Raw genomic sequence first — 25,512 nt, forward strand, 5'->3', positions numbered from 1 at the left:
CGGGATGGCGAAAGACTTAGCGCTTGGCATCGTGATCGGCGGGGCCGTCTCGGCAACGTTCGGGAAGGCGATCACCGACACGTCGTCGAAGATCGACGCGATGAAGAAGCGGGCGAACGACTCGCGGCTCTGGCAGCGCCAGATTGGCGAGACGATGCGCGTGCAGGATGAGTTCCGTCGCCTGCATCTGGCGGGCGACAGCGCGGCGGACGGCATCCGCCGCAAGCTCGACAGCAATCTGAAATCGTTGCGAGACGCTGGCATCGAGGTCGGCCGGCTCGATCGCGCGTATGCGCAACTCGGGCGAACCGCTCGCGGGCTGGATCTGAAGGTGGCCGGCCGCGAGCGACTGGCAGCCGGGCAAGAGGCCGGTCGCGGCGTGATTGGCGATGCGATGAAGCTGACGGCGGCAGTCGCGGTGCCGGCGACGATCTCGGCGAACTATCAGGCGATCATCCGCGACATCGCGATCAAGGCCGGCATCGCGCGCACGCAGGAAGAAGCCGCGATGGGGGCGCGGATCAGGCGTGACGCCGGGGCGAACGGTATCGGCCGCAACGAGCTGGCCGACGCCGTCAACCAGATGGTCGCGGGCGGCATGGATCTGGATCGCGCGCTCAACTTCGCGCCGCTGGTTGCGAAGTTCTCGATCGGCCAAGGGGCGACGACGGTCGAGACCGCGAAGATGATCCAAGCGCTGCAGCAGAACGCGGAGATCGTCGACCCGAAGCAGATGTCGAAGGCGCTCGAATCGATCGCGTATCTCGGCAAGGAAGGGTCGTTCGAGTCCGTCGACATGGCGCGGTGGTTCCCGGTGCTGCTCGCCGAAATGAAGAAGATCGGCATCACGGGGCAGGACTCGGTGACGCAGCTCGGGGCGATGCTCCAGGTGCAGATGAAGACGGCCGGTAGCTCGGACGAAGCCGCGAACAACCTGAAGAACTGGTTTTCGAAGATCGGATCGGGTGAGACCGAACGCAACTATGCGAAGGCCGGCGTCGATTATCAGGCCAAGATGCGCGAGGCGATCGGCAAGGGCTGGTCGACGCTGGAAGCGTCGTTCGTGCTCGCCCGCGCGTACATCGAGCGCGTCGATCCCGCCAAGGCGAAGCAACTCGCGGCTGCGGCGAAGCAGTTCAATTCCGAGATGGACCCCGCCAAGCGTCAGACGCAGATGGCCGCGTTCGCCGAGACGATGAAGACCGGCGACCTGTTCAACGACATGCAGGTCAAGGCGGCGCTGACGGCGTACATGCAGAACGCCGAGCTGTATTCGAACCTGAAGCGCAACGCGCAGCAGGCGAGCGGCGAGATTCAGAAGGATCTGGAAGCGCGTCGGGAGACGTCCAAACAGATCTGGAGCGAGGTCGGGCAGCGATGGGACGACGCGATGCGCAGCATCGGCGACGCGTTGCGACCGGTCACGGATCGCGTTGGTGAGGCCGCGAAGGGAGCCGGCAGCGGCATCCAGTCCGCAGCAGACAGTGCCCCGAAGGCGACGGCCGCTGTCGTCGGCATCGCCGGCACGGTGCTCGCGGTGCGCGGAGCAAAGGCACTTTGGAGTATCGGTCGCGGCATGTTCGACATCGCGCGCGGCACGCTGTTGGCGCGTGGTGGTCGAGACTCGGCAGGGCGGAAGGGGGCTGCGGGTGGACCTGTCGGTCGCGCGCTCGATGCGCTCGGCGGAGCTGCCAGCGCCGCTGGTGGCGTGCAGCGTGTGTTCGTTGTGAACATGCCCGGCGGCGGCATCGGCGGTGGCGGGCTGGGTGATCTGATGGGTGGTGGGCGTGCCGGTCGAGCCGCGCGTCGTGCCGCAGCTCGGGCGGGGCGGCTCGGGAGGATCGGGCGGGTCGTCAACGCGGGACGTGCACTCTTCGGTCGGGTCGCGCCGTGGGCAGGGAAGCTTGCCGTGGCGGGGACCGTGCTGAAGTTTGGCCTTGCGGCTCGCGAAGCGTACGCCGTCGCGTCGAGCACCGACACGAACGAGCGGAAGGCGAGCCGCTTCGCCGGCATCGCCGGCAGTCTCGCGGGCGGTGTGATCGGCGCGAAGGTTGGGGCGACGATTGGTGCGCTCGGTGGGCCGATCGGGTCTGCAGTCGTCGGGGTGATTGGTGGGGCACTCGGGACGTTCGTCGGCGACAAGGCATTGAGCGCCATCGCGAACAAGTTTCTGAGCAGGAAACCGGACGAGGTGCCCGCGAACGCCGAAGCGGTTGCCAAGGCAGCGAAGGTTGCTGAGAGTCCGGCGGCAGATAGCCGCTTCGGGCCGCGTATCGATCAGAAGAACACGTTCGCACCGGTCTTCCACGTGAAGATCGAAGCGAGCGATGCCGACATGGCGAACAAATTCCTCGCGCAGGTCAGTCCGCTGTTGACGCGGGCGCTGGACGAGCATCAACGCAAGGCGAACAGTCGAACGGCAATGTTCGACGCGCCGCATATGTAAGGGGGCGCTATGGATGTGATTCGACAAATCACGGGGGCCGCGACGCAGGCTGGCATTGCGACCGAGCGCGTGCGTCAGATGGTTCGCATATTCGACCGGAATCGTGCGGCAAGCATGGCGACGGTCGACGTGCTGCAGCGTCTCGCGACCGGCAATCTCAGCAGCGCGGCCGAGCTGCTCACGGGCGCGACGAGCGCGCTGTCGGTGGCGTCGGACCTGTTTCCACAGGTCGGCGCGATCATGCGCAGCTTCAACGCGACGCAGGCGTCGATCGGCTCGATTCTGAAGGCGGTCGACGGATCGAATTTCCCCCTTGTGCGGGCTGCCGCCGACAGCGTGAAGTCTGCATTGGGCGGAGCGTGGAATCAATTCAACGCGGCGGTCGGCCTGAAGGACTCGGCGGTGATGGACGTGATCAAGTCGACGGGCGTCGGCTCGATGCTGTCGGGGCTGGTCGACGGAGCGTCGTCGAGCACGCCGCACCTGATGACGATGACGACGGATGCCGGCGACGCGTTCCACTTCAATCTGTCGACGGCCGCTCACGACAAGCTGCGACGCGCGACGCGGTATCGCGTCGCGTCTCAGGAGCGCCTGAATCGTCAGGAGGCGCTTCAGCCGGTCAGTGAAGGGGGCGAGACGATCACGCTGTCGGGCGTCGTGTTCCCGTCGCTTGGGGCAGGCACGAAGCAGATCAGCCGGCTGCGGGCGATCGGCGGCCGGATGAAGCCCGTACAGCTCACGACGGGCGACGGCGAAGTGCTCGGCCGCTGGCTGTTGCAGGCGATCGAGGAGGAACAGGACGCGCTGCTCGCGGACGGCATGCCGCGCAAACAAACATTCTCGGTGGAGTTCGGCCGCTATGGCGAAGACTTTAAGAACGTCTGACGGCGACGTGCTCGACACGCTCTGCTATCGGTACTACGGGACGCTGCAGGGCACCGTCGAGGCCGTCTACGACGCGAATCCGGGGCTGGCGAATCGACCGCAGCCGTTCGCGTCTGGTGTCGAGATCGTGATGCCGGATCTCGATGCGCCGCGTGTCGAGTCGGTCCAGCTGTGGACATAGCGAGGCACGATGGAAGCAATTTTTCAGGTGGTCGCGAACGGCGCGGATGTGACGAAGGTGATTCAGGACCGCGTGCTGGAGATCCGGGCGATCGACAAACCGGGTCTAGACGCAGATGAGTGCACGATCACGCTCGACGATCGTGACGGCCGTATCGAATTTCCTCCGAAGGGCGCGACGTTGAAGGTGTCGATCGGATGGGAGGGGCAGGGGCTGTCGATGCTCGGCGAGTATGCCGTCGACGAGGTCGGATTGCGCGGCCCGCCGGCCAGCGTCGTGATCCGTGGCAAGCCTGCGAACATGCGCGCGACGTCGAAGACGCAGCGATACGGGAGCTGGTCGAACGCGAAGCTGGCCGACATCGTCGGCGACGTCTCGCGTCGTAACAAGTGGTCGGCCGCGTGCGACGTCGACGTCGTCGTGCCGCGCATCGACCAGTTCGGCGAGAGCGATCTGCACTTCATCACGCGCGTGGCTCGGCAGTACGGTGCGACGGCGACGGTCAAGGCCGGCAAGCTGATCGTCCTGCCGCGCGGGGGAGGCAAGAGCGCCAGCGGCAAGCCGCTGCCGATCGTCACGCTTACGCCGGGCGACCTGCTCGATTACGACATTAATTTCCCGGATCGCGCGAGCTTCGCGGCCGTGCGCACGAAGGTGCATGACCGCAAGACGGGGAAGAAGATCGACCTGACGATCCCGAACCCGGATGCGCCGCCAGGTGCGTCCGCGGTACATACCGAACGTCACGCGTTCGCCAGCCCGGAAGCGGCGAAGGCCGGGGCGACGTCGCGAATGGCGACGCTCAACCGGCACACGTCGACGAGCCGGCTGACGATGCGCGGTCGCGCAGATCTGTCGGCCGAGAAGACGATTGCGCTGCAGGGATTTAAGAAGGGCGTGGACGGCGAGTTTCTGATCGAGTCGGTCGAACACACGTTCGCGTCACGCGGGTGGATCACGGTGGTCACATTGAATGGAGGGAACAAGGGGAAAGCGAAGGTCGGACACGGGAAGAAGAAGGGCAAGAAGATCGATCTGGTGGTGCCGGCGCCGAAATAACGCCGCGCACTGTTATTCGAAGGCCGCTCACGGGCAACCGGAGCGGCCTTTCTTTTTATCGGGCAAGGGGAACCGATGCAAGACCATGAAAAGACGATTCTGGAGCTGATCATCATGGGCGGTTTGATTGGCATCGCCAAGGTGTTGGTGGGTAACGAACATTTGACGCTCCGGCTCGTTGCCGGCCGTGCCGTTTTGGGGTCGGCGACGTCGATGGTGGCCGGGCTTGCGCTGCTGCAGATCCCGGATCTGCCGCCGATCGCGCTGCTCGGGCTCGGTAGTGCGCTCGGCATCGTCGGGTCGCAGTACCTCGAAGTGCTGCTGCGGCGGCACGCGAAGCGTGTGTTTGGGGAGAAGTAACGATGGCTCGAATCAGTATTGCCGCCGCAGGCGGAAAGAACCGTGTGGCGTTTCTCGACACAGTCGCGGTGAGCGAGATCGGCGCGGCGTTGCTGGCGAAGTCGGACGACGGCTACAACGTGCTGGTCGGTTCGACCGCGTCGCGTCCGCTGCTGTTCTCCAGCTACGTGTCACATCCGAATGTGCTCAACCGGCAGATCCGTGTGCCGTCGACGGCGGCCGGCCGCTATCAGATCCTGACGCGCTGGTGGCGGATCTATCAGGCGCAGATGAAGCTGCCCGACTTCGGGCCGGTGTCGCAGGATCGGTACGCGCTGCAGCAGTTGCGCGAGCACGGCGCATTGCCGCTGATCGATGCCGGACGGTTTCGTGAAGCTATCGCCAAAGTGTCGAACGTATGGGCCAGTTTGCCGGGGGCCGGCTACGGTCAGCATGAGAACGACATTGAGCATTTGCTGGCCGCGTATCGCGCGGCCGGCGGGGAGGTGGTCGCATGACATGGATCGATCCGCGTATCTGGCTGCTCGTCGTTGCCGGCGTCGTTGCCGGCTCGGCCTGCGGTTACTTCAAGGGACACCGTGACGCTGATCAATCCGCGAAGGTCGCGGATCAGGCGAGGCAGATCGATGACCTTCGGAACGAACGAAACGAGATTCGCCGCCGGCTGGCGGCACAAGAGGGGATCGCAACCGATGCTGCAAAGAAACGTGATCAGGCGGTCGCTGATGCCGCTACTGCCGATGCTGCTGCTGACGGCCTGCGCAAGCAGGTCGCAGTGCTCGTTGCCGACGTCCGGCGTGCCAGCGCTTCGGCCGGAAGCCCGGCAGCCGGCGACGCCCTCGATCTGCTTGCCGACGTGTTCGGCCGGTCTGACGAGCGCGCGGGAGAGCTGGCGAAGATCGCTGACGAGCGGGGCATCGCCGGCCAGCAGTGCGAGCGCAGTTATGACGCGTTGATCGGCGACGCGCAATCCAATCTGCCGCAGTAGCGCGGCGATCGAGGCCGGGCGGTCTCGAAAGAAACAGGGCGACCGAGGAGCGTGCAGGAACACGCTTCCCGGTCGCCTTTCCACTGTCTACGCCAGTGAATCGGCCAAGGCCCTGCTACCTACCGGTAGGCGGGCCGGATTCTACACCAAGTTTTAAAACGGCTTTCACAATGGCAAATCCCATTATTCCTTGGATCGGCGGCAAGCGCCGTCTTGCAGACCATCTCATCCCGCGTTTCCCGGCGCACGACTGCTATGTCGAAGTGTTCGCGGGCGGGGCTGCGCTGTATTTTCTCCGACCGCCAGCCAAGGTCGAGGTCATCAACGACGTGAACGGCGAACTGATCAACCTGTATCGCGTCGTGCAGCATCACCTGGAGGAATTTGTGCGTCAGTTCAAGTGGGCGTTGACGAGTCGGCAGGTGTTCGAATGGCTGAAGCAGACGATCCCGGAAACCCTCACCGATATCCAGCGTGCTGCGCGGTTCTACTACCTACAGAAAAGTTGCTTTGGCGGGAAGCTGGAAGGGCAAACGTTCGGAACGCGAACCGAACATCCGCCGGGACTGAACCTGCTGCGGCTTGAGGAAGAATTGTCAGCGGCCCACTTGCGGCTTGCGAACGCGTATATCGAGCGGCTGGATTGGGCTGCCTGCATTGATCGGTACGACCGCCCGCATACGCTGTTCTACCTGGACCCGCCGTATTACGAGACGGAAGGGTACGGCGTGGCGTTTCCGGTCAGCGAGTACGAGAAGATGGCGCAGCGCCTGCGGTCGATCAAAGGGCGTGCGATCGTGAGCCTCAATGACCATCCCGACATTCGGCGCGTGTTCGACGGCTTTCACATCGAGACCGTGCCGATTCAATACACGGTCGGCGGTGGGAGGGGCGTCGAGCGAAACGAGCTGATCATTTTCAGTTGGGACGACGCGGCGCAGCCCGTCGGACTGTTCTAGGACAGGCGGTCTGTGGGGCAGGCGCCCCACTTTCCTCAGATACCCGCGTAGTTCGGCACTAGATCCTGATCAACGAGGCGGATCTCGATTCGATTTGCGACTTCGACGTGCTCGGGATTCTCGATGGAGAACGGGCCGTCGATCACACTGACGATGATGGTGCCGGTTTGCTTTCCGGAAGAGGGGACCGGGATGAGGCCGCGTGCTTCCGGCACCTGTTGTTGCGTGATGATCTTCGGTAAGTACAGCATCCAGCCGACGCCGGGCTTGTCGTCGAAGACCTGCTTGTCGACGTAACCTTGAGGCTCGACTGTTACGTATGCCGGCGCGGTGTGCTGGACAATAGATTCGACGATCGCAATGGCTTGTTCTTCCGAAAGCAATCGTTCGTCATTGAAGTCCGCTTCGATTTTCTTCGGGCGCTCTTTCGTTGCGACGAGATACGTCAATGTTGCGCCAGTCCGTTGGTCATCGCCGCCATCCCACAGTGAAATAATCTGCGGCCGATGTTCCGCGCCTTCGAACTCGGTACGCAACACTGCCAGCGCAGCGGCAGTCGGCTTCCAGTCCTCAAATGCAGGATATAGACGGGCTTCCTCTTTCGACTCGCCTGTCAGGAACCATTGGGAGAGCTGCGGCGCGTGAGCGTGTATTGCCTGCGCGACCGACCCGAGCTGTTCAAAGACGACGGGCAGGTCGGATGCATCATGCTGCGGATCTCTGAAGCGGGAGGTGATTTTCATATTCAACCAGTGACAACGTAGGGAATCCCGTTTTCTGCGAGAGTTGTGCGGAAGTAGGACATCGTTAGCGGAGTCTGAAAATAGTACTGGAGTTTGGTCGGCGGGTTGGCATGGACCTTCATTGCTCGCTCTTCGATTTCCACCGTGATTTTAGAAAACCCCTTGAACCACGTGATGGGCTTCTTCGTCTCGCGGTCGAAGAATTGGTCATAGTCCCCCTTCGCTTCCTGCAGGAGGCATGCCGGTTGTTGGAATCCATCAAAGTCGGTGCCGTTCCATGCCCATTCCTCGCTCCATCCTTCCTCGACGCTGTATGGCCGTCCCGTGATTCGTCCTTGATACTCACGAGGCCCGCGATTCATGTGGTAACGGCGTCGGGCCGGAGCACCGCCCAATTCAGGCGGGCATTGCTGGCATTTTTCACCAGTACGAGGCACTGCGCGGACGTCTGGCGTCGCCTTGCTTTCGTCCTTCGGCGTGTCACCCGACAGACTCCCCGTTCCCGCCACTGCTGCCCCGCCCAACAAGGCGACGCCAGCGCGTGCCAATAGCGGCCCAAGCTCCACTGCTGCCGCTTCGATTATCGGTGCCACGAACCCCGCCATCTATTGATCTCCTATCGTATTCCGGATGTTCGATGCGCCACTTGATGACGCGGAAATAGTCGTGAAAGCGTTCGTCGGCAGATCGGCCGGGCCGGGTTATCCATGCGCGCGTGGCCGGCTTTTCGTAAAACTTCGGAGCGTATGCCTCGATTCGAAGGAACGCTGCCATGTTCTCGTCGGACTGAATACCCAACCGTCGAGCAGCAACGTATGCGTTCCATAGACGCGTTGACAGAGTGCTGTCGTCGGCAAGTTTGGGATCGGCTTTGACGAGATCCTGCCTAACGCGCTCGACGTATCCGCGCGCGTCGATCTCGGCAAGGCCCGCGACCTGTTCGCTTGTCAGCTCAAGCATGCGGGTGTACTCCCCTGAGTTTTCCATTCACTTCGACGAGCCAGTCGAATGTCGGCACGAAGAATTGCATGCGCTGCGTGAATTCCATCAGCGACGCCATGTCGGTCATGATGCGGGCATCGTAGAAGCGGAGGAGGGCGGTGTGTCCATCCGGCAAGCGTACGTCGAGGCGGCTGCGCAGCTCGTCAGCGAGTGATTCGATCGGATATGCGCTGATCAGCCAAGACACGCCGGTGGAGCTGCTGGCCATTGTGGAGAGCGTTCGCCGGATATTGTCAGCCGCAGCCTCGTACGCGAAAAGCCACGGCCCAGCGTCTGCGAGTGACGCGTCCTGCGTGCCGTCGAATACCGCTATGGCCGACTGCGATCGTTGGGGCGATGAACCGCCGGCCGCATCAGCGTAGAGAAGGCCGTCGACAAGCGCGTACAGATGCACCTGCATGGTCAACTGCTGTTGACGCCTGAAGAAGAAAGCCTCGATCGAATTTTCGGTCATAGACTACCCGCGCGCGATCATCGTCGCGGCATTCTCGGCCGCAGCTTTCAGGCATTCGAGACAGAGCGTCGGCGAGGGAGCGAGCGCAGCGGCAGTCGTTGCGATGGCGGCACTTGCGCCTCCAGTCGTCGCTGTGCCCGATCCGACGTCGTCGAACGTTGCTGACGACTGCGATGCGATCAGCGTCGCGCCGCACGCGGTTTTCATACCCTCGACGGCGGTTTCTCGTCCGTCGAACGTGTGCGAGTATTGCCGTCCGGTGGGAAGGATCGGAAAGATCCCCTTGCACTGCGGGCAAAGTACCTTGTGTCCGACGCCGGCAATGGGCTTTCCCTCAATTGTCGCGGTCGCGCTGCCCTCCTGCACGCGGCCGCCATGCGTCGTCGTGTCGCCGACGCAGATCATGGCTCGGGCCATATGTTCTCTCGTAGGTGTGGTTTTCGTATGAATTTACCATTTCCGGGAGAACGTCTGATGATTGGCTAGATCGCCCTCAATCAACTACGGTCAATCGAAGCGAGCGCCGTCGATCATGCGCCGGAGCTGGTCGAGCGCGAACGAATCGGGATAGCCGTTCTTCTTCAGCTCCAGTTCGGCCGCGCAGACCATTTTCTCCATGAGCCGCAGTGTTCGGCGGACGTGCACAACTTCCAGCACGAAACGCTGTTCGAGAGTCGGCAGCTTGTTTTTCTTGAACGGGGTCGCGCTCCACGCGTCGCGTAGCTCGGCCCATGTCAGCCGCTGAAACTCTGGCAGCTTTGTCGCCTTGTCGGAACCCGGATCTGGCTCACCTGGCGTGTCGTACAGCCTGCGCCTCATCTCTTCGCGTGCACGCCACTCGTCAGAGAACGGCGCGACCGGCGCACGTGCGTTGCCTATTCGGCCAGCTCGCGTAATCTCTTTGTCGATCTTGGTCGACAAGCGCCGCAGCGGAGCCGCGTATTTCAACGTGTCCGCTTGTTCTAGGTACGCGATCATGCGCTTGGCATCGTCCGTGAGCGAATCCATTTCCCTCAGCGTAATCCGCAGGTGCAGCACCTCCAGAATCAGGCGATGAACCTCGGCGTAGGTGCACGTGTTCCACCATTTCGACAACTCGTCGAAGCGCGGCGGACTAAATGGGGGCAATATCATGATGCGGAGATAACACTGTATGGATATACAGTTTATCTTGTGCCAAGATGGTGCCGTCAAGTCTCAAAAATAGGGATCGAGGAGTGGCGCAGTAAGATCTGAAGACGGAGGCCACCGGACGGAGGGTGATATGTTGCGACCCATGACAGCCGTGCAATCGGCATTCGTCGACATGTGTATTGCAGATGCCAAATACCATATCCTAAGCCTCATGGAAGTCACGGTCATAGGGTACGAAGCGCGGTGCTACAACGATCTAGCCGGGAATATCGTCGTGGGGAAATATGGCTTCTGCGAGCATCAGGTGACGCTCGGCCGAGAATTGTTCCCCGACGCGCCGGGCCAGCCCGAAGGCTCCGGGTTCGATGAGGTCTATTACGACATCATCTGTACCGCGCTGGACGAGTGGCTGAGCGGTCCCGTTATACCGCTGGACCAAATTCAATCGCCTCCGGAGTTGGGTTACGACTAGCCAGATACTGGCATCTCGGACAACCAGAGGACGTGAACTGTGTGCACCAACTACGTCGCGCCGGGCGAAGATCCAGGCCTGAGTGAGCTGAAGATTGACAGCTTTCATGATCTGTACCGGTGGACGCCGTGGAAGCCGGAGATCTACCAGGACTACGACGCCCCGATCGTCGGTTACGTCGACGGGCAGTTCAAGCCTCTGATTGCCAGCTTCGGCTTCGTGCCGCGCGCGGTCCAGAAGGAGCGAATTGAAGCGGCAAAGGCGGCCGGCAAGAAGCCCGACATCATGCGTACACTGATGAACGTGCGTGATGACAACGTCGGGAAGTCGCGGCTATTCGCTCCAACATGGCGAGCCGGGGGCCGCTGCCTGATCCCGGCCAAATACGTCGTCGAGCCGTCGTATCCGGAGGCGTATGAAGGCGAGGATGGCAAATGGGTGCTCGGGCCATGCGTGTGGCAGCGCATCAGCGTGATCGATCGCCCCACCATGTGCGTCGCCGGTATCTGGCAAACGCTGCGTCGCCGGGATGGCGCGGAGCTCAATGCGATGGCGATGCTTACGGTCAACGCTGACGGACACCCCTTGATGTCGCGAATGCACAAGCCTTTCGACGAGAAGCGCTCGGTCGTGATCCTGCGACCGGACGACTGGGAGGAGTGGCTGACGACGCCGAACATTGAGGCAGCGCGAGCGATGTTGCAACTCTATCCGGCGGACGAAATGTTCGCAGAACCAAAGTAACTTGTAATTGCTGAGCCGCCGGAGATTCGTGGAGCGCGCCCGTCCCTTGACGGGACAGGGCATGTGACTGGATGGTAAGTACCGTTCGTTCGGTTGAGCTACCACATTCGTTTATTATTGTGTGCTATAGCGCTTACGCGCCTGAAGCGCATGTTCGAATACTTCGGGTGCCAATCAAAAGACAGCATCGCACCTCCGGCTACACTAATCCGTGAAAACCGAATTCCGAATATATATCCCGCGATCTCTGGCGCCCGATCTCGCGGCTCGCGCACGCATTCGCCGTGAGGCATTGGGAAAGTCGGTGTCGGAAATGGCGGCGCTTGTCGATGTTACGCCGCCGACGATTGCTCGATGGGAATCGGGTGATTTGCCTGCCAGCATGACGCCGATTCGAATCGAGGCATGGGAAGCTGCGCTGCAAGTACCCGTCGGATGGCTCCTGTCACCGGATGGAAAGCTCGTCTCTGACATTGTTTTTGCAGAGTCCGATCGCGTCTCCATTACGGCATCAGTTCAATCTGACCGAGTGTTCATTCCGACGGACGCTAGCCATGCATTGGGTTTACGTGCGCACGCACGTCGGCGCAAGCTTGGGCTGACGCGGGCGCAAGTTGGCGAGGCGGCCGGCATATCCATACAAACTTTGCTCAAGTGGGAAAAAGGAGAGCTTCCCCGTACGATTCACATCGACCGCCTGCACGCATGGGAGACGGCTCTCGCGCTACCTGCTGGATGGCTCCTTGCGCCCGGCGGCGAAGAGCCGATGATTCCTGCGAGCAACCGACAACGGGTGACTATTGTTGCCGATACCATAAGCGATGCGATCCGCCAAGTTGCGATCTGCCTTGCTACGCGAGGACGGAATCTCGCCTTTCCCGATCGGCAGATAGGCTCGGGCGCACAGCGCGATGCGGATCTTTTTGCATGTCGCTATGGCGTAAGCGGTGCAGAAGGCAATACGCTAAACGAACTTGCTGCTCCGCTCGGAATCACCAGAGAGCGCGTGCGTCAGATTATCGAGAAATTGATCGAGAAATCTTCGCAGTTTGAATTTGATATTCCGGTGCTCGACGCCTTGGTACTTCAGTGCACCCCTCATTTGCCCTGTCCAGTGTCCTTGCTGAATAGCCAACTGCGTACTCAACTGGGCGAATATCTGACGCTGGAGGGCGCAAGCGCTTTTGCCAATGACCTGCTTGGAAAACGCATCGTTCGAATAAGCGAGCCGATTGCTCAACCCGGCGGATTGCGCGTCGATTTATGGGCGTATGGTCTGAGCGAGGATGACGTCACACTTGCCGACGACGTCAAGGCGGTGCGTAGCGTTGCATATGCGATGATCCGCTCCTGCGGCGTGGCTCACCTTCCTACGGTTGCTGGCACCGCGTTACTCGCGCATGGACGCGACTATACGAGTGTCACCAATATGCTGGAGTCGGTAGAGGGCTTTGAGTGGCTTGATGCTGACAGGTCTTGGTTCTGGTTTGGGTCGGAGAAACCCAGCCACAATATTATTCTGAGCGTCGCCCGGAAGATCTTCGCTGTCGCGCGCGGACGAGTCGACATCGATGACCTGCTGGCCGCGATCATGCGATTCCGGAGCCGCACAGCGACGGTGGAGTTCGATCGTGATCGCACGCTCATGCTCATTCCGCCGATCCATATAGCGCGTGCAGTTCTCGAGCGAGTTACGTGGCTTCATGTTGTCCAGCATGACGATTATCGGGCAAACACTACGCTGAGCCCCGCCGTGGAACTATCGGAGACAGAGTTGCGCTTAGTTGCAGCGTTGGAGGCGAGGGACGGCGTGGCCAGTCGTTTTGAGCTGAGATCGGCGCTTCCCGATATCAAATTGATTACGTTCTCGGCGGCCCTTATGACGACTCCGGTTGTACGCCTGGTCAGCCACGGCATTTACGCCATCATAGGAAGACCCGTCTCCCCAACCGCTTTTACACGCGCTACGTCGCCACGTGAGGGAGCGCCCAACCGGATTGAAGTACGTCGTCACTCCGACGGAAGCGTGAGCTTTCCTTACGTCGTTACCGAGTTCGCCGTAGAGAGTAAGGTTTGTGTCATACCGGCGGCCGCTGTACCGCACGTTCCTGAGGGCCAATATAGCGTGCGAGATTCTACGTCGACCGTTGACTGCGTCAATCGCTCGTCGGGAGCGACAGTCCTTAATCGTCTGGTACAAGCGATGCTTACGCAAGGGTACGACTCTGGTGACGTCGTACGCATCATGATCCATCCGGGATGCCGAATTATCGAACTAGCGCCAGATGACGGGACGATGGTGGCATAGGTACTTTTTGGGTGCGCACCACTCCGAATGACCGCTTTAATTCGTTTAGCCGGTGGCGAGTCGGCTGCTGCCTCTTCAACGGTTTGGTTTGGGTGCGGTAGCCGGCGGCGAAGCTGCCGTTGCACCTCCTGATTACGGGCAGCCTGGTCGTCCAAGTGCAAGCAGTAGGGGAGTGATGTGCTCCATGAGCTGGCCGAGGTACCGGTCTCGGGCCGTCGGCTCGGTCGACAGTATCCGGGCAACCTGCTCGATCTGGTTCTCGATCTCCCGTAGGACTGTCTGCGGATCTCTGTGGGCGACGCACAGCCCCTCCAGTACCATTTGATATGCGTCGAGGCAATGCATCAATCTGACCACCTCCTCAGAGACAATTTCCAGTTCGTCGCTCAGCGATATCGCGAAGCGTCTCAGATCGGCGACGTCGTTTGATCCTTTGCTCATTGGACTCTCCACCCGCTGGAAAGACACCGGGTGCGAACCATCATCTCATTGGTCGTCGCGTGGGCCAACCTAGTTACTTTGGGAGGAGCGACCGCTGGCGGACCCATCCGAGTCTCGAATCAGTGCCAGTATTGACGCTTAGAAGCACAAAAGCCCGCTACGAGCGGGCTTTTTCAAGTGCTACAAATTTGCTACAGCAAGGGGCGGAAGCCTTGCTGGACAAGCCTTGCGCTTGTCATTCCATCCCCTGAACTACGGGGTGGCATACCCTGGCCGAGATGACCGATGCTGTCCGTTTTCGGCCACTTGCGGTCGTTCGACAGCGCTCTCGGGCGGACATTCGAACGTCAGTTCCGCTCAGCTACCAGACTCGCCCTGTCGAAATGTACCGTCCTGCTTCGGTGGCCCAATTGAGAGACGCCAATCTTTCTCTCCGCCAGGGAAGTCGGGGTTGCCAATCAACAACCGGCAACCTACGAGTTCGCGTCGCGGTGCTGGCTGTCGAAACTCCGCCTCGCTTCTCGGAAGCGGTCCGCATTCTCGACGATCCAGGTCCACAGCGGGACCATGCGAACGAGCAGGTCCATGCCCGTGTCGGATAACTCGTATTCGACTCGAGGAGGCACTTCGTCGAAATCGTGACGGAGCACCAGGCCGTCACGTTCCAGTTGTCGTAACGTGCGCGTCAACATCCGCTGAGTCACCCCGTGCATGCGCCTGCCGATTTCGGCATGGCGCAGCCTGCCGTACACCCCGAGCGTATGGATGACACCGAGCGACCAACGACTTCCGGCGTGTGCGAGCACCTCTCGCCGGAGCCCGTCATCATCGTCTCGCAGGCCGTCGCACACGGTCTGCGAATATTGGAGAAGTTCGTCTCGATCCAACTATCTGACTCCCAGTATCACGCATGTACCTTCTTTCATACACGTCCATGCACCGCTAGACTGCGTGCAACGCATCCCTCAGCAGGCAAGACGATGAACCAAACAGATCCTAACGCTACGTCTCAAAACATTCTCGTGCTCGGTGCCGGCGAACTCGGCCTCCCCGTGCTACGCAATCTTGCGCGTCGAGCGCAGGACATCGCAGGCGCGAAGATCAGCGTGCTACTGCGCGCGAGCGCCGTCGAGTCCAGCGCACCGGCCAAGCGGCATGATATCGCGGAGATTCGAGATCTCGGGATCGAGATCGTCGTAGGCGATTTCGTGAAAAGCTCCATCGATGAGCTTGCCGCCTTGTTCGCGCGATACGACACGGTAATCGGTTGCGCGGGCATTACAGCCGGAATCGACACGCCGATGAAGTTGGCGCGAGCTGCGTTGCAGGCGGGCATCCCGCGGTACTTCCCGTGGCAGTTCGGGGTTGATTTCGACGTGATCGGCCGCGGCAGTCCGCAGGACATCTTCGACGCACAGCTGGACGTGCGCGAGTTCCTGCGCAGTCAGCACAAGACCGAGTGGGTCATCATCTCGACCGGCATGTTCATGAGCTACCTGTTCGAGCCGGAATTCGGTGTCGTGGACCTGCAGAACGACGCAGTCCACGCGCTGGGCAGCCTCGACACCGCCGTGACGCTGACTACGCCCGATGATATCGGTGCGCTGACCGCCGCGATCGTGTTCGCCCAACCCCGTATCCGGAACGAGATCGTGTATCTGGCCGGCGACACCGTGACTTACGCGGAGGTTGCCGACAAGCTGCAGGCGGGCCTCGGCCGGCCGTTCAGCCGTTCCGTATGGAGCGAGCAGTATTTGCTGGATGAGCTGGCGCGCGACCCGAACAATATGATGCGCAAGTATCGTGCGGCTTTTGCTCAAGGGCGAGGTGTCGCATGGGACAAGAGTGGGACGTTCAACCAACGCCACGCCATTCCGGTCACCGACGTGGCATCGTGGATCAATGCAAACCTTGTTTCGGGCCGCGGCGAGTAATCGTGAGCCCCGCCATCTAGGCAAACCGTATCGAGGATCGTTCCCCCGAGCAGAAAGCCCGCCCCCGGCCAAAGGGCGCGGGCTCCTGTTTTCCGCACTGACTTCAGCCGAATTCTGCTCGGCGAAGTCTGCGTGTGAAAACGATGTGGCGGCTGGCGGAAGTTGCTTGTTAGCGGTCGTTGGCGACGCGGAGGATTAGATGACGGGTTAGGGTCGAAATTGGCCCTTTGTGTCAGTTCGCTCGGCCGACCGCACGACGTTTTCGCTCGGCTCAAGAGTTGATGCGCCCGACAGAGCGGTCAATGTCGATGGCTAATATCCGCAACGTATTGATTTAATTAATTAAGTGATGGCCTGCAAAGCCGTTTAGGCCGGTTCGACTCCGGCTCGCGCCTCCAGAAAAAGCCCGCTTCGGCGGGGCTTTTCTTTTTCTGCATCGCTTTCACCCGTGTAAGAAAGTTGCCCAGAGTGGTACAAAGTCGTCTTCAACGCCTCAAGAAGCAGGTGCGCCGACTATTCGCCACAAGTTCGGCGTCCATCGACGAAGAGGCCGCGCCGTGGCGCCGTCCGGGAGGGCTCGTGGGTGCGTTCCGCCCAGCTACTACACGGAGCGGCACGGCGGGTCTGGCCGTCGAGTCCCGGAGATTGCGACCGGCTTTCCCGACGCGCGGGCCGGCTGATGGGCGGACTCGATCATCTGGTGCCAAATCGCAAATATTTGAAACTGGCGGGGATCTTGATGGGCGATGCAGATCTGGCGCGCCCCACACATTCTCTCGGAAGCGCAATTTCCTCACGTCATTTAATAATCCGGGAGGAGGGGCGAGCGGCAGCGGGTTGTCGGCGCTTCACGTTCGATAGACCCGGGCCGTTTCCGGTTTCGGTCAGTTTGGTACTGCACATGTAAATGGGCCAGGCCGGTTTCGTATGCGAAGTCACGTCCGGCTTGGCTGTGCACGATGAGTGGTGAGGAGCGCGGCGCATATCGAATCCGGATGGTTCGTTTGCCGGTGTCGCACTGATTGCCATCAACCTCGAATATTTCCACAAGCTGTTCGCAGGGTCGTCATTGGGACAACACGGCTCGATATCGCTGATCGGCAAGGACGGCATCATGGTCATGCGGCAGCCGTACGACGTCCGGACCATCGGTCGCGATATCGGCAAAGCCGCAACCTTTCAGCGCTTTCGGGTGGAGGCGCTTCAAAGTTGCTTTGGGTTCCGGTGTGTCGGTGCGTCTATTTAGACTCACGATTCCATGACGAATCGTTGCGCGCGAAATTTGGCAGGAAGCCATTTCGAACGGGAACATACGATGCTGCTTGCCGGCATCTTTGAATCGCCTTTCGGAGATCGATATGACTTCAGATGCGGATGAGCAGGCCACACGCGGATCGCAACGAAACTTCCTGACATGTCGCACCAGCGAACTCGAAGTGGCCTATGAAGTATCGGGCCCGCTTGACGGACCGCCGCTGGTTCTTGTCCATGGATGGCCCGATGATGTTCAGTGCTGGGACAAGACTATCGTGCACCTCGGGCTGAGTGGCCAACAGTTCCGAGTCTACGCACCCTATCTGCGTGGATCAGGACCGACGCGCTTCTTGAATAGCGATACGATGCGCAGCGGCGCAATCGCGGCGCTGACGCTTGATTTGTCGCAGTTCGTGGAAACGCTGGATTTGACGGATGTCATTCTCGCCGGGTACGACTGGGGTGCGCGCGCGGCGTACGGCGTTGCGGCGCTGTTTCCCGAGAGAGTAAGCGGTATGGTTACCGCCGCGGCGGGCTACGCTACCGCGATGCCGGCCAACGAAATGCCCTATGAACTGGCCAACGCGTACTGGTATGAGTGGTACGTCGCCACGACGTATGGAATGAAGGCTTATCAACAGGATCGCGAACGGTTGTGCAAATACTTATGGCACAGCTGGTCCCCCGCCTGGTCCGACAGGGAGAGCGACTTTCAAGCCATGGTCGGCTCTCTTCACAATCCCGACTGGGCCGACATCAGCCTCCATGCTTATCGACAGCGCTGGCACGATGCCCCGGGCGCAGAGCAGCACGAGCAGATAGAACGACAATTGGCGGCTTCGCCGACGATCCCTATCGACACCATCATGCTCCAGGGTGCGGAAGATCGTGACAATTTGCCAATCACTTCTGAAAACAAGGAGCGGTACTTTTCCGGGCACTATGAACACCGCCTGCTGCATGGAATAGGGCACTTCGTCCCGCGTGAGGCGCCAGACGTCTTTGCGGAGGCCATACGCGCGATTGCCGGGCGGTGAGCTTGTGATGCTGCGGCCTCGAGGCCGGGAAGAGCGGTTTTCTGCATCGCCTGGAAGCCGTCGCGCACGGTGCACACGGCGGCTACCAGCCGATCACCCATCCACCGGCTGCACCGGCGTCTCGAGCTTCAACTGATAGAACGCCGCATCGAGCCAGCGGCCGAACTTGAATCCCGCCTCCGCGATCGTGCCCGAGTGCACGAATCCCAGCTTCGTATGCAGTGCGATGCTCCCGGCATTGGTCGCGTCGATGCAGCCGACCAGCACGTGCACCTGCGCTTCGCGCGCGCGCCGAACTACTTCGCGCAGCAGCAGTTCGCCGAGCCCGCGACCGCGTTGGTCGTTGCGCACGTAGACGCTGTGTTCGACGGTGTACTTGAACGCCGGGAACGCGCGGAACGTACCCCAGCTCGCGAAGCCGAGCAGCGTGCCTGCTGCGTCGACGGCGCCGAAGACCGGAAAACCGCCCGCGCGCTTCGTCGCGAACCACGCGACCATCGCTTCCGGCGGACGCGGCCGGTAGTCGTACAGCGCGGTCGAGTTCGCGATCGCATCGTTCAGGATCTCGAGAATGGCCGCCGCGTGTTCGGCCTCGCTGCAGTCGATCAGGCGCACGTCGTCGCGCTGGGTCGGGGAATTCATACGGGTTTCTTCCTGTTTGATAAACCGGTTGCGCGCGCGCCGACGCGCGCATCACGCGCTGCGCACGCCGGCGGCGGACGCATCGCAGATCGCGACGACATAGCGCGCGGCATGCGACGACGGGTTGCTGAAGATCAGCGGCTGGTCGAGCCGCATGGCCAGGCAGTCGCCTTCGCGAAGTTCGTGAAGCGTATCGCCCAACGTAACGTTGACGCGGCCGCTGATGATCCACACCTGCTGGTGCGGCGCGCTTTCGCGCCCGCCGCTGTCGTACGCGACGCGCGCGCCGGGCGGGAAGTCGACCTCGACGAGCTGGAGCGGCGACGGCCAGCCGGCCGGCGACAGGTTGCGCCGCACATAGCCGGACGCCGGATCGCGCCATTCGGCCTGCTGCGCGCGCCGTGCGAGCGGCTGCGCGGGCGCGTCGTCCCGATCGCCGCCGAACAGCCCGGCCAGCGACACGCCGAGGCCCGCCGCGAGCTTGTCGAGCACGACGGCCGTCGGGCTGGCCGACGCGCGTTCGATGAGCGAGATCATCGAACGGCTGACGCCGGAACGCGCGGCCAGCGCGTCGAGCGTGTAGCCTCGCACGGTGCGCAGGTCACGCACGCGCCGGGCAATGCGCTCGTTGATGCCGGTGTCGTCGGCCGCGGTGATCGCTGATTCTTTCATGATGGATTTATTTTCCAGCAAACTGGAATTCGATGTCAACGACATTTTCCGTGGCGATTCGGCGGGACGCGGGACGCGAATGGCTTGCCCGGTCGTCGTACGCGGCGTAATATACGAAACAGCTACGTTTCGTTTAATTGGGGATATATGGGTATCATCAAGATTTCCGAGCACATGCATGAACGGCTGCGCTCGACGAGCACGGCGCTGAGCCGTTCGATCAACGCGCAGGCCGAACACTGGCTGCGCGTCGGGATGCTGGCGGAACTCAACCCGGCGCTGTCCTACGCCGACATCTGCAAGATGCTGATCGAGGCCGAGGCGCGGGGCGGCGACGTGGGGCCGGTCGAGACGGCCGCGCATAGCATCGAGCAGGTGGCGTGATGGCGAAACGCGAAATCCCGATCCGCGGCGCCGCGGAAATCGCCAAGTCGCGCGAAGCCGCGAAGCTCGCGTCGCAGGTGCTGACGATGATCACCGAGCACGTGAAGCCGGGCGTCACTACCGACGAGCTGGACGCGCGCTGCCGCGAATACATCGTCGACGAGTTGGGCGCGATCCCCGCGAACATCGGCTATCACGGCTATCCGAAGACGCTGTGCACGTCGGTCAATCACGTGGTCTGTCACGGCATTCCGACGTCGCGGCCGCTGCGCGACGGCGACATCGTGAATCTCGACATCGCGGTGATCAAGGACGGCTGGTTCGGCGATACGAGCCGCATGTATTTCGTCGGCGAACCGAACGAACTCGCGCGGCGGCTCGTCGCGGCGACCTACGAGGCGATGCACGCCGGCATCCGCGCGGTGCGTCCCGGCGCGACGCTCGGCGACGTCGGCTATGCGATCCAGCAGGTCGCGCATCGCGAAGGGTTCAGCGTGGTGCGCGAGTATTGCGGGCACGGCATCGGCGACGTCTATCACGACGAACCGCAGGTGCTGCATTACGGTCGCCCGGGCACCGGCCTGCCGCTGCGGCCGGGGATGATCTTCACGATCGAGCCGATGTTGAACGCGGGCAAGCGCGACACGCGCGTGCTGGCCGACGGCTGGACGGTCGTCACCGCGGACCATTCGCTGTCCGCGCAATGGGAGCACATGGTCGTGGTGACGGAAACCGGCTTCGAGGTGCTGACCGAGGACGCGAAGCCGCAGGCGTTCGCGGCGCTGTCGGGCACGCACGCGGCCTGACGCCGGCCGTGCGCCGCACGCGGCGGTGCGGCGTTGCAATGAAACGGGCCCCTTCGCGGGGCCCGTGCCGTTTGCGGCGGCCGGCGCCGCGAACGACACGGCGCAGCGGCGCTTAACCGCGCGCCTTCTGCCACGCGTGTTCGACGAACACGCGGCACAGCGCTTCCATCCCTTTGCGATCTTCGTCGTCGAAGCGCGCGGCGACCGGGCTGTCGACGTCCCACACGCCGATCAGCGTACCGTCGCCGGCCACCAGCGGCACGACGATTTCCGATTCCGACGCCGCATCGCACGCGATATGGCCCGGGAAGTCGTGCACGTCGCGCACGACCTGCGTCTCGCGGGTCTGCGCGGCCGTGCCGCACACGCCCTTGCCGAGCGCGATCCGCACGCACGCGGGCTTGCCCTGGAACGGCCCGACCACGAGCTCGGTGCCGTCGAAGAAGTAGAAGCCGGCCCAGTTCAGGCGATCGAGCGAGTGATAGACGAGCGCGGAGAAATTCGCCGCGTTCGCGGTCAGGTCGCTTTCGGATTCGACGAGCGCGCGTGCCTGCTCGACGAGCGTCGCGTATTGATCGGCCTTGGAGGCGGTAGGGTCGTTGGACAGCGTGAACATGGCGGGAAAGCGATAGGGGTTGTCAAAAAGGCGCACTGAAGGCGCACTGCGCGTACCGCAGTCTACGGCACCCGTGCGTGGTCTGCAGCGCTTGGTCGTGCGTGATGCGGCCCCGCTCAGTCGGGTTCGAGTTCGGCGAACCGCTCGGCCAGAAAGTCGAGCAGCGCCCGCACCGCCGGCAACAGCCCGCGGCGCGACGCGAACACCGCGTGCACGATTTCGCGGCGCGGCGCCCAGTCGGGCAGCACCGTGACCAGTTCGCCGCGCGAAACCTCGTCGCGCACCATCATCATCGGCAACTGCACGATGCCGACACCTGCAACGGCCGCCGCGCGCAGCGCGAGCATGCCGCCCGTCACGTAGCGCGGCTGGTGATGGATTTCCGCATGTGCGCCGTCGGGCCCGCGCAGCCGCCATACGTGCGTGGACTGCGGCACGCCGTGATCGAGGCTCGGCAGGCGCGTCAGATCCGCGGGAACGGCCGGTACGCCTTGCTCGCGCAGCAGCGCGGGGCTCGCGACGAGGCACTGGCCGCGTTCGGCGAGCACCCGCAGCGCGAGATCGCTGTCCTCGAGCGGCGGCGGGCGCACGCGGATCGCGACGTCGATCCCTTCGCCGACCACGTCGACGCGCCGGTTCGTCGCTTCCAGGTGGATCTCGACGCGCGGGCACGCGGCCATGAACGCGGCGATCATCGTGCCGACCAGCGAATCGAGCAGCACGATCGGGCAACTGACGCGCACGATGCCGCGCGGCTCCTCATGCAGCAGCGCGATCGCCTCGTCGGCGGCATCGGCCTCGACGAGCATCGCGCGGCAATGCGCGTAATAGGTCTGGCCGACGTCGGTGACCGTGAAGCGGCGCGTCGAACGCTGGATCAGCCGCATCCCGAGCCGCGCCTCGAGCAGCGCGATGCGGCGGCTCAGCTTCGATTTCGGCATGTCCAGCGCGCGCCCGGCCGGCGCGAAGCCGCCGTGTTCGACGACCTGCACGAAGTAGTAGAGATCGTTCAGATCCCGCGCTTTATCGTTCATGAAATGGAACGCTGAGTGCGATTTCGGCAGTCTACCGGATCGATCGTTCCATCACTATATTGTCACTCATGGATGCGAAACACGGGTTTCGCCGCAATATGGAGAAGGGCAATGAAGAAGATCCAGGGTGTGTACAGTGCGCCGCGCGGCCATTGGGTCGGCGACGGTTTTCCGGTGCGTTCGATGTTCAGCTACCAGTCTCATGGCACGCACCTGAGCCCGTTCCTGCTGCTCGATTACGCCGGCCCCGCGACGTTCGAACCGGCGACCGCGCCGCGCGGGGTCGGCCAGCATCCGCACCGCGGGTTCGAAACGGTGACGATCGTCTATGACGGCGAAGTCGCGCACCGCGACTCGACCGGCGCGGGCGGCACCATCGGCCCGGGCGACGTGCAGTGGATGACGGCCGCGAGCGGGATCCTGCACGAGGAATTCCACTCGGAGGCGTTCACGAAGCGGGGCGGCCCGCTCGAGATGGTGCAGCTGTGGGTGAACTTGCCGGCCGCAGACAAGATGGGCGCACCCGGCTACCAGACGCTGCTGAACGCCGATATCCCGGTGGTCGAGCTGCCGGACGGTGCAGGGCGGACGCGGATCATCGCCGGTGAACTCGACGGGCGGCGCGGCCCGGCCCGCACGCACACGCCAATCGACGTGTGGGACGTGCGGCTCGTGGCGGGCGGCCATGCGCGGTTCCCGGTCGCCGAAGGGCGCACGCTCGCGGTGGTCGTGCTGAGCGGCACCGTGCTGGTGAACGGCGAGGCGGTGGCGCGCGAAGCGCAGTTCGTGCAACTCGGCCGTGATGGCAGCGACGTCGAGATCGAAGCGAACGGCGACGCGAAGCTGCTGATCCTGAGCGGCGAGCCGATCGACGAGCCCGTCGTTGGTTACGGCCCGTTCGTGATGAACTCGCAAGAGGAAATCCGGACCGCGATCGAGGACTTCAACAGCGGCCGCTTCGGCCAGATGCCGGCATGACGGTGTGACGAGCAGGCCCCGCGCGATGCGGGGCCTTTTTTTCGCGCGTGGCGGGCGGTCGCGCGGGTCGGGCGCTTCGAGGCATAATCGACGGTTGCCGCGCGCCGGCCGGCGCGCCCGAATCAGGACCGCACATGAACGCCTCCGCACCGACCGCATCCCCGAGCACCGTCGATCTCGACTGGCGCTGGAAACCCTTCGACGCGCTGACGGCGCGCGAAATCTATTCGATCCTCGAAGCGCGCAGCGCCGTGTTCGTCGTCGAACAGAACTGCGTGTATCGCGACATCGACGATGCGGACCAGGCCGCGTGGCACCTCGCGGCCTTCGATCCGGCCGGCCGCCTGGCCGGCTATCTGCGCGTGCTGCTGCCCGACGCGCAGCATACCGACGTGCGCATCGGCCGCGTGCTGACGACCGCCGCGTTTCGCGGCGCGGGCCTCGGCAACGGGCTGCTGTCGCGCGCGCTCGAGCATATCCGCGCGCAATGGCCGGATACGCCGGTGAGCCTGCATGCGCAGGCTCACTTGCAGCGTTTCTACGGGGCATTCGGCTTCACGCCGAGTTCGGACGTGCACGACGAGGATGGCATCCCGCACGTATGGATGAGCAGCGCGCGCGCGTGATGCGCGCCGCGCTGCGGGCAATCAGTGCGCGGCGCGTGCGACGGGCGGCTCGTCCGTGCGCTGCGCGGTCCGCTCGCCGATCAGGCGCCCGCGGGCGGACAACCGCAGCCAGTGCCGCAGCGCGATCAGCGCGCCGATCACGCTCATCATCGAGCCGGGAATCCACAGCAGCAGGCCGCCGATCTGCTGGTCGCGCAGCGGGCTCAGCCACGTGAACGCGCGCCCGCAGATCGAGTAGATCGGATACAACTCGTGCGGCGTGAAGAAGATCAGCGCGCCGAGCGCGATCTGCGGCGGGATCGCCGCGACGACGATCAGAATCCGGCGGCCCGGCGACAGCCGCGCGGGTGGTGCGGGACGCGGATCGACGACGAGCCACCAGAACAGCAGCCCGTCGATCACCATGCTCCAGTTCATCACGCGATAGAGACGCCAGTCGAGCATCGCGATGAAGTGGATCGGCGACAGCAGCCAGAAATAGATCAGCCCGACGAACAGCACGACCGCGACGACCGGATGAAACACCACGTCGAGGGTCGCGCGCACCGGCGCCCACGCGAGCGCGGGGCGCACGAAGCGCTGCCGCCAGCTGAACGGAATGCCCGCGCGGATCGCCGCGCCCGGATAGGACAGTGCGATGAAGAACGGCCCGAGGTGATGCAGCACGAGGTGCTGCGCGCGGTGCATGAAGAATTCGTGCTCGAAGAAATAGTCGAGCCGCGTATGCAGCGCGATGTAGAGCGCCGTCAGCCCGAACCAGAACGAGAACTGCCGCAGCGGCGACACCTTCGCCTTCTTCACGCCGCGTGCGAACAGCACGGCGGCCGTCAGCACCGCGACGACCACGGTCGGCGACGGTTCCCACGGATCGAGCCAGTACAGGACGTTCATCGCGCGCGCATCACTTCGCCTGGGCCGGCGATTTCACGGCGAACGGAGCATCGACCGTCTCGCCGTCGGAGAATTTCAGGCGCAGGTGCACGGTGTCGCCCGGCTTGATCGCGTGCTTCGGTTCCTCGAGCATGAAGTGATAGCCGCCCGGCGCGATGTCGACCTTGCCGCGCGCGGGGATCGTCAGCTTGTCGACCATCTCCATCTTCTGCGTCGAGCCGTTCGAGATCGTCTGGTGCAGCATGGCCATCCCGTAGTCGGGGCTGTCGACGTCGACGAGATCGATCGGCTTGTCGCCGGTGTTCACGAGCGTCACGTAGCCGCCCGCGGGCAGCTTGTTCGGCAGCCAGCGCACCCACGCGTTCTGCGCGCTGATCGCGCCGGCGGCATACGCGTGGGCGCCGGCGCACAGCGCGGCGGCGAGGGCGAACGTCTTGAGGGTCGTTTTCTTGTTCATCG

31 protein-coding genes and 1 pseudogene are annotated in these 25,512 nt (G+C 62.8%); 18 read left to right on the forward strand and 14 right to left on the reverse strand.

The annotated features are described in order from the left end of the window. Positions 1-4: 4 nt before the first annotated feature. From SY91_RS08105 to SY91_RS08140, 8 genes are all read left to right on the forward strand, one after another. Positions 5-2,446 carry a phage tail tape measure protein gene (locus tag SY91_RS08105; RefSeq protein WP_023475468.1) on the forward strand — a complete coding sequence of 814 codons (2,442 nt, stop codon included), beginning with the start codon at positions 5-7 and terminating at the stop codon, positions 2,444-2,446. 9 nt (positions 2,447-2,455) lie between these two features. Then, positions 2,456-3,334, forward strand: a complete 879-nt coding sequence (locus tag SY91_RS08110) for a phage tail protein (protein ID WP_023475467.1) — start codon at positions 2,456-2,458, stop codon at positions 3,332-3,334. Continuing rightward, positions 3,309-3,515 (forward strand): tail protein X, encoded by a 207-nt coding sequence (locus SY91_RS08115; protein WP_023475466.1) that lies wholly within the window; start codon positions 3,309-3,311, stop codon positions 3,513-3,515. The genes SY91_RS08110 and SY91_RS08115 overlap by 26 nt, the downstream gene beginning before the upstream one ends. Positions 3,516-3,524: 9 nt before the next feature. Beyond that, positions 3,525-4,574, forward strand: a complete 1,050-nt coding sequence (locus tag SY91_RS08120) for a phage late control D family protein (protein WP_023475465.1) — start codon at positions 3,525-3,527, stop codon at positions 4,572-4,574. A gap of 75 nt (positions 4,575-4,649) precedes the next feature. Further along, entirely contained in the window at positions 4,650-4,934 is a 285-nt protein-coding gene (locus SY91_RS08125) for a phage holin family protein (protein ID WP_023475464.1), read from the forward strand. Between the two features lie 2 nt (positions 4,935-4,936). After that, positions 4,937-5,431 carry a glycoside hydrolase family protein gene (locus SY91_RS08130; protein WP_043887019.1) on the forward strand — a complete coding sequence of 165 codons (495 nt, stop codon included), beginning with the start codon at positions 4,937-4,939 and terminating at the stop codon, positions 5,429-5,431. Further along, positions 5,428-5,922: a DUF2514 family protein gene (locus SY91_RS08135; protein WP_043887009.1), complete on the forward strand. Its 495-nt coding sequence runs from the start codon at positions 5,428-5,430 to the stop codon at positions 5,920-5,922. The genes SY91_RS08130 and SY91_RS08135 overlap by 4 nt, the downstream gene beginning before the upstream one ends. Before the next feature lie 170 nt (positions 5,923-6,092). Beyond that, positions 6,093-6,881 (forward strand): DNA adenine methylase, encoded by a 789-nt coding sequence (locus tag SY91_RS08140; protein WP_023475462.1) that lies wholly within the window; start codon positions 6,093-6,095, stop codon positions 6,879-6,881. Positions 6,882-6,916: 35 nt separating this feature from the next. On the opposite strand, the gene SY91_RS08145 is transcribed toward SY91_RS08140, so the two are convergent. From SY91_RS08145 to SY91_RS08165, 6 genes are all read right to left on the reverse strand, one after another. Next, the gene (locus tag SY91_RS08145) at positions 6,917-7,624 is read right to left on the reverse strand and encodes an immunity 52 family protein (protein ID WP_043887008.1); all 708 of its coding nucleotides are present in this window, start codon (positions 7,622-7,624) and stop codon (positions 6,917-6,919) included. A 2-nt stretch (positions 7,625-7,626) separates the two neighbouring features. Continuing rightward, complete coding sequence (locus SY91_RS08150) at positions 7,627-8,217, reverse strand: restriction endonuclease fold toxin 5 domain-containing protein (RefSeq protein WP_260632432.1); 591 nt, start codon at positions 8,215-8,217, stop codon at positions 7,627-7,629. After that, positions 8,105-8,584: a hypothetical protein gene (locus tag SY91_RS34950; protein ID WP_260632428.1), complete on the reverse strand. Its 480-nt coding sequence runs from the start codon at positions 8,582-8,584 to the stop codon at positions 8,105-8,107. The genes SY91_RS08150 and SY91_RS34950 overlap by 113 nt, the downstream gene beginning before the upstream one ends. Next, positions 8,577-9,080 (reverse strand): DUF4123 domain-containing protein, encoded by a 504-nt coding sequence (locus SY91_RS08155; protein ID WP_043887005.1) that lies wholly within the window; start codon positions 9,078-9,080, stop codon positions 8,577-8,579. The genes SY91_RS34950 and SY91_RS08155 overlap by 8 nt, the downstream gene beginning before the upstream one ends. 3 nt (positions 9,081-9,083) lie before the next feature. Next, a complete protein-coding gene (locus SY91_RS08160) occupies positions 9,084-9,497 on the reverse strand; it encodes a PAAR domain-containing protein (RefSeq protein ID WP_043887004.1) in 414 nt (137 codons plus the stop codon). 90 nt (positions 9,498-9,587) lie between these two features. Continuing rightward, a complete protein-coding gene (locus tag SY91_RS08165) occupies positions 9,588-10,175 on the reverse strand; it encodes a hypothetical protein (protein ID WP_023475458.1) in 588 nt (195 codons plus the stop codon). A gap of 169 nt (positions 10,176-10,344) precedes the next feature. Here SY91_RS08165 and SY91_RS08170 point away from each other — a divergent pair, with 169 nt between their 5' ends. The 3 genes from SY91_RS08170 (at position 10,345) to SY91_RS08180 (ending at position 13,738) form a co-directional block, all read left to right on the forward strand. Continuing rightward, positions 10,345-10,686 carry a hypothetical protein gene (locus tag SY91_RS08170; protein WP_043887002.1) on the forward strand — a complete coding sequence of 114 codons (342 nt, stop codon included), beginning with the start codon at positions 10,345-10,347 and terminating at the stop codon, positions 10,684-10,686. A 39-nt stretch (positions 10,687-10,725) separates the two neighbouring features. Then, positions 10,726-11,430: an SOS response-associated peptidase family protein gene (locus SY91_RS08175; protein ID WP_023475457.1), complete on the forward strand. Its 705-nt coding sequence runs from the start codon at positions 10,726-10,728 to the stop codon at positions 11,428-11,430. 211 nt (positions 11,431-11,641) lie between these two features. Continuing rightward, positions 11,642-13,738 (forward strand): helix-turn-helix domain-containing protein, encoded by a 2,097-nt coding sequence (locus tag SY91_RS08180; RefSeq protein ID WP_023475456.1) that lies wholly within the window; start codon positions 11,642-11,644, stop codon positions 13,736-13,738. A 132-nt stretch (positions 13,739-13,870) separates the two neighbouring features. Here the strand turns inward: SY91_RS08180 and SY91_RS08185 are convergent, their stop codons facing one another. Further along, a complete protein-coding gene (locus SY91_RS08185; RefSeq protein ID WP_043886999.1) occupies positions 13,871-14,179 on the reverse strand; it encodes a hypothetical protein in 309 nt (102 codons plus the stop codon). Positions 14,180-14,652: 473 nt separating this feature from the next. After that, the gene (locus tag SY91_RS08190; protein ID WP_027807990.1) at positions 14,653-15,066 is read right to left on the reverse strand and encodes a winged helix-turn-helix transcriptional regulator; all 414 of its coding nucleotides are present in this window, start codon (positions 15,064-15,066) and stop codon (positions 14,653-14,655) included. Positions 15,067-15,159: 93 nt separating this feature from the next. Here SY91_RS08190 and SY91_RS08195 point away from each other — a divergent pair, with 93 nt between their 5' ends. The 3 genes and pseudogenes from SY91_RS08195 (at position 15,160) to SY91_RS08205 (ending at position 18,404) form a co-directional block, all read left to right on the forward strand. Further along, positions 15,160-16,113 (forward strand): aromatic alcohol reductase, encoded by a 954-nt coding sequence (locus SY91_RS08195; protein ID WP_043886998.1) that lies wholly within the window; start codon positions 15,160-15,162, stop codon positions 16,111-16,113. A gap of 973 nt (positions 16,114-17,086) precedes the next feature. After that, positions 17,087-17,305, forward strand: a pseudogene (locus tag SY91_RS34955) (diguanylate cyclase); the annotation flags it as partial. A gap of 166 nt (positions 17,306-17,471) precedes the next feature. Then, positions 17,472-18,404: an alpha/beta fold hydrolase gene (locus SY91_RS08205; RefSeq protein ID WP_043887011.1), complete on the forward strand. Its 933-nt coding sequence runs from the start codon at positions 17,472-17,474 to the stop codon at positions 18,402-18,404. Between the two features lie 93 nt (positions 18,405-18,497). Here SY91_RS08205 and SY91_RS08210 read toward each other — a convergent pair whose 3' ends face one another. Beyond that, entirely contained in the window at positions 18,498-19,046 is a 549-nt protein-coding gene (locus SY91_RS08210; RefSeq protein ID WP_023475452.1) for a GNAT family N-acetyltransferase, read from the reverse strand. A gap of 51 nt (positions 19,047-19,097) precedes the next feature. Continuing rightward, positions 19,098-19,718, reverse strand: coding sequence for a helix-turn-helix domain-containing protein (locus SY91_RS08215; protein WP_043886997.1), 621 nt, complete (start codon positions 19,716-19,718; stop codon positions 19,098-19,100). Between the two features lie 147 nt (positions 19,719-19,865). Between SY91_RS08215 and SY91_RS08220 the strand changes: the two genes are divergently transcribed. Then, complete coding sequence (locus tag SY91_RS08220) at positions 19,866-20,102, forward strand: ParD-like family protein (protein WP_023475450.1); 237 nt, start codon at positions 19,866-19,868, stop codon at positions 20,100-20,102. Further along, on the forward strand, positions 20,102-20,908 hold the full coding sequence (gene map / locus SY91_RS08225) for a type I methionyl aminopeptidase (RefSeq protein WP_023475449.1): 807 nt from the start codon (positions 20,102-20,104) through the stop codon (positions 20,906-20,908). The genes SY91_RS08220 and map overlap by 1 nt, the downstream gene beginning before the upstream one ends. Before the next feature lie 112 nt (positions 20,909-21,020). Here the strand turns inward: map and SY91_RS08230 are convergent, their stop codons facing one another. Beyond that, positions 21,021-21,524 carry a GAF domain-containing protein gene (locus SY91_RS08230; RefSeq protein WP_023475448.1) on the reverse strand — a complete coding sequence of 168 codons (504 nt, stop codon included), beginning with the start codon at positions 21,522-21,524 and terminating at the stop codon, positions 21,021-21,023. A 116-nt stretch (positions 21,525-21,640) separates the two neighbouring features. Then, the gene (locus tag SY91_RS08235) at positions 21,641-22,558 is read right to left on the reverse strand and encodes a LysR family transcriptional regulator (RefSeq protein WP_023475447.1); all 918 of its coding nucleotides are present in this window, start codon (positions 22,556-22,558) and stop codon (positions 21,641-21,643) included. Positions 22,559-22,669: 111 nt separating this feature from the next. Between SY91_RS08235 and SY91_RS08240 the strand changes: the two genes are divergently transcribed. Next, positions 22,670-23,536, forward strand: coding sequence for a pirin family protein (locus SY91_RS08240; protein WP_023475446.1), 867 nt, complete (start codon positions 22,670-22,672; stop codon positions 23,534-23,536). A gap of 134 nt (positions 23,537-23,670) precedes the next feature. Continuing rightward, positions 23,671-24,162, forward strand: coding sequence for a GNAT family N-acetyltransferase (locus tag SY91_RS08245; RefSeq protein ID WP_023475445.1), 492 nt, complete (start codon positions 23,671-23,673; stop codon positions 24,160-24,162). Positions 24,163-24,183: 21 nt separating this feature from the next. On the opposite strand, the gene SY91_RS08250 is transcribed toward SY91_RS08245, so the two are convergent. Both SY91_RS08250 and SY91_RS08255 read right to left on the reverse strand, forming a co-directional pair. Next, the gene (locus SY91_RS08250; RefSeq protein ID WP_023475444.1) at positions 24,184-25,053 is read right to left on the reverse strand and encodes a cytochrome c oxidase assembly protein; all 870 of its coding nucleotides are present in this window, start codon (positions 25,051-25,053) and stop codon (positions 24,184-24,186) included. Positions 25,054-25,063: 10 nt separating this feature from the next. Next, a complete protein-coding gene (locus SY91_RS08255) occupies positions 25,064-25,510 on the reverse strand; it encodes a copper chaperone PCu(A)C (protein WP_023475443.1) in 447 nt (148 codons plus the stop codon). Positions 25,511-25,512 lie beyond the last annotated feature (2 nt).

Origin of the sequence: Burkholderia cenocepacia, from assembly GCF_014211915.1 — a bacterium.
Lineage (GTDB): Bacteria > Pseudomonadota > Gammaproteobacteria > Burkholderiales > Burkholderiaceae > Burkholderia > Burkholderia orbicola.

Coding starts and splice junctions, on each gene's coding strand:
- SY91_RS08145 (WP_043887008.1), bottom strand. CDS start 7,624: ATGAAAATCACCTCCCGCTTCAGAGATCCGCAGCATGATGCATCCGAC.
- SY91_RS08205 (WP_043887011.1), top strand. CDS start 17,472: ATGACTTCAGATGCGGATGAGCAGGCCACACGCGGATCGCAACGAAAC.
- SY91_RS08185 (WP_043886999.1), bottom strand. CDS start 14,179: ATGAGCAAAGGATCAAACGACGTCGCCGATCTGAGACGCTTCGCGATA.
- SY91_RS08210 (WP_023475452.1), bottom strand. CDS start 19,046: ATGAATTCCCCGACCCAGCGCGACGACGTGCGCCTGATCGACTGCAGC.
- SY91_RS34950 (WP_260632428.1), bottom strand. CDS start 8,584: ATGCTTGAGCTGACAAGCGAACAGGTCGCGGGCCTTGCCGAGATCGAC.
- SY91_RS08115 (WP_023475466.1), top strand. CDS start 3,309: ATGGCGAAGACTTTAAGAACGTCTGACGGCGACGTGCTCGACACGCTC.
- SY91_RS08255 (WP_023475443.1), bottom strand. CDS start 25,510: ATGAACAAGAAAACGACCCTCAAGACGTTCGCCCTCGCCGCCGCGCTG.
- SY91_RS08155 (WP_043887005.1), bottom strand. CDS start 9,080: ATGACCGAAAATTCGATCGAGGCTTTCTTCTTCAGGCGTCAACAGCAG.
- SY91_RS08250 (WP_023475444.1), bottom strand. CDS start 25,053: ATGAACGTCCTGTACTGGCTCGATCCGTGGGAACCGTCGCCGACCGTG.
- SY91_RS08230 (WP_023475448.1), bottom strand. CDS start 21,524: ATGTTCACGCTGTCCAACGACCCTACCGCCTCCAAGGCCGATCAATAC.
- SY91_RS08170 (WP_043887002.1), top strand. CDS start 10,345: ATGTTGCGACCCATGACAGCCGTGCAATCGGCATTCGTCGACATGTGT.
- SY91_RS08140 (WP_023475462.1), top strand. CDS start 6,093: ATGGCAAATCCCATTATTCCTTGGATCGGCGGCAAGCGCCGTCTTGCA.
- SY91_RS08220 (WP_023475450.1), top strand. CDS start 19,866: ATGGGTATCATCAAGATTTCCGAGCACATGCATGAACGGCTGCGCTCG.
- map (WP_023475449.1), top strand. CDS start 20,102: ATGGCGAAACGCGAAATCCCGATCCGCGGCGCCGCGGAAATCGCCAAG.
- SY91_RS08105 (WP_023475468.1), top strand. CDS start 5: ATGGCGAAAGACTTAGCGCTTGGCATCGTGATCGGCGGGGCCGTCTCG.
- SY91_RS08130 (WP_043887019.1), top strand. CDS start 4,937: ATGGCTCGAATCAGTATTGCCGCCGCAGGCGGAAAGAACCGTGTGGCG.
- SY91_RS08135 (WP_043887009.1), top strand. CDS start 5,428: ATGACATGGATCGATCCGCGTATCTGGCTGCTCGTCGTTGCCGGCGTC.
- SY91_RS08245 (WP_023475445.1), top strand. CDS start 23,671: ATGAACGCCTCCGCACCGACCGCATCCCCGAGCACCGTCGATCTCGAC.
- SY91_RS08195 (WP_043886998.1), top strand. CDS start 15,160: ATGAACCAAACAGATCCTAACGCTACGTCTCAAAACATTCTCGTGCTC.
- SY91_RS08215 (WP_043886997.1), bottom strand. CDS start 19,718: ATGAAAGAATCAGCGATCACCGCGGCCGACGACACCGGCATCAACGAG.
- SY91_RS08160 (WP_043887004.1), bottom strand. CDS start 9,497: ATGGCCCGAGCCATGATCTGCGTCGGCGACACGACGACGCATGGCGGC.
- SY91_RS08110 (WP_023475467.1), top strand. CDS start 2,456: ATGGATGTGATTCGACAAATCACGGGGGCCGCGACGCAGGCTGGCATT.
- SY91_RS08235 (WP_023475447.1), bottom strand. CDS start 22,558: ATGAACGATAAAGCGCGGGATCTGAACGATCTCTACTACTTCGTGCAG.
- SY91_RS08120 (WP_023475465.1), top strand. CDS start 3,525: ATGGAAGCAATTTTTCAGGTGGTCGCGAACGGCGCGGATGTGACGAAG.
- SY91_RS08125 (WP_023475464.1), top strand. CDS start 4,650: ATGCAAGACCATGAAAAGACGATTCTGGAGCTGATCATCATGGGCGGT.
- SY91_RS08240 (WP_023475446.1), top strand. CDS start 22,670: ATGAAGAAGATCCAGGGTGTGTACAGTGCGCCGCGCGGCCATTGGGTC.